This is a genomic window from Nodosilinea sp. LEGE 07298 (genome assembly GCF_015207265.1).
Lineage (GTDB): Bacteria > Cyanobacteriota > Cyanobacteriia > Phormidesmidales > Phormidesmidaceae > Nodosilinea.
Map to the genome: position 1 here is coordinate 1 of NZ_JADEXE010000581.1, position 1,330 is coordinate 1,330.

Consider the following 1,330-nt stretch of genomic DNA (forward strand, 5'->3'; position numbering starts at 1 on the left):
AGGAGAAACTGCCGCTTTATCTGGGGTTCTTTGAGTTCGTACACAATGCCCGTAAGCGAGGAAAGGCACTGCTGGGCAACCTATTGGAGACCTTGTTGAACTAGCTCCCCAAAATCCGTATTGAGCCAAGATAGTTACCCCGCCGCGTCCTCCATCGGCCTAAAAAACGACGCCAAATCCTCCACCGCCAAGACAACCACTTCCTCGATCGCCTCAGGGTTCAGAGTATCCCCGATCGCAGCAGCACCGGCTTCAGTCTCAAACTCGCAGATTTTGCCTCCCACGCCGTAGCCTGCCTCCGCTTCCAGCACGCTGATGTGGGTAATCGGAACCAGCTGATCGACCTCGCCTGGCTCAGAGATATTCAGCGCCAGGTGGCAACCTTCGCGAAAGGTAACTTTCCCTAGTAAGTCCTGCACTCGTTTAGGCGCACCCAAACGCCATGCCTCTGGTTCGCTGTCCTCGGCTGGATGTGCCCCCAGTAAATGCCCTTGCCCCAGAGCCTCCACAATTCTGTGGACGATGACCGGGGTCTGTAAGTGGGGCGCGACCCAATAGGTCTCCAGCTCTCGCCTGAGATCTGGCCAGGGCTTGAGCTGTCGTTGGCTCAGCCCCATGTCAAAGTAAGCTGGAGCAATGCCGACGCTTGCTTGGATTTCCTGATTTTTGAACTGCAACTCCAGCACCGCCGCATCGGGCAATTCAGGATGGGAAGAAGGCAGGCTGATCAACCAGTCGTGATCTTGAAATAGGCGATCATCCATCAGGTAACTTTCAATAAGGTCTTCCCATTGCTCGATGTCCGTTTCTTGGGGTGACTTCGGGATCCAGGGCAGAAAGTCTAGATAGGTTTTCTGGTCAATCGCCTCTTGCGCCCGAGCGCTGCACGATTGAATCAGGGCTTCAGACAGTTCACCCGGCTCACCGGCCTCTTCATAGAGAATGCTCTCAACCATGTCTACCAACGACAAGCCATGGAGAGCGTAGAAAAATAGGAGCACCTGCCGCCGCCAGAAGTCGCCCCATTTTGAAAGGCCAGGCTCCATAGACGATTCCTGTCTAGGTGTTATTTAGTCGCCAGATAAAAGCTTAGCCGTCGAGACATGAGGGTGTTTCGGGTCATACTTGGGCGATGACTTCTTTTTCTTTTTCTTCTTCTTTTGCGGAGGGGCTTTGAGAAAGCGTTTGAGCTTGACCTTGGCGGCTAAGACCTGGAGGAAATCGGCTAACTCAACGACCGGCATTCCGGCAAAGCCTTGCCAGAGGTGAGGTGGAATGGCGATCATCATGCCCTGATAGGTGCCTTGCAATTCATTGACCACGTAGAAAT

Annotated in this window: 1 protein-coding gene and 2 pseudogenes; 1 reads left to right on the plus strand and 2 read right to left on the minus strand. The window is 53.8% G+C overall.

Annotation, left to right across the window (positions count from 1 at the left end; all coding sequences use genetic code 11):
* Positions 1-104 (plus strand): annotated as a pseudogene (locus IQ273_RS36280) (DDE transposase); the annotation flags it as partial.
* 30 nt (positions 105-134) lie between these two features.
* Here the strand turns inward: IQ273_RS36280 and IQ273_RS33190 are convergent.
* Both IQ273_RS33190 and IQ273_RS33195 read right to left on the minus strand, forming a co-directional pair.
* A complete protein-coding gene (locus IQ273_RS33190) occupies positions 135-1,046 on the minus strand; it encodes a hypothetical protein (protein ID WP_194027322.1) in 912 nt (303 codons plus the stop codon).
* Positions 1,047-1,070: 24 nt separating this feature from the next.
* Positions 1,071-1,330, minus strand: a pseudogene (locus IQ273_RS33195) (IS4/IS5 family transposase); the annotation flags it as partial.

Excerpts from the sequence above, each read along its gene's own strand:
- IQ273_RS33190 (WP_194027322.1), bottom strand. The coding sequence starts at position 1,046 with ATGGAGCCTGGCCTTTCAAAATGGGGCGACTTCTGGCGGCGGCAGGTG.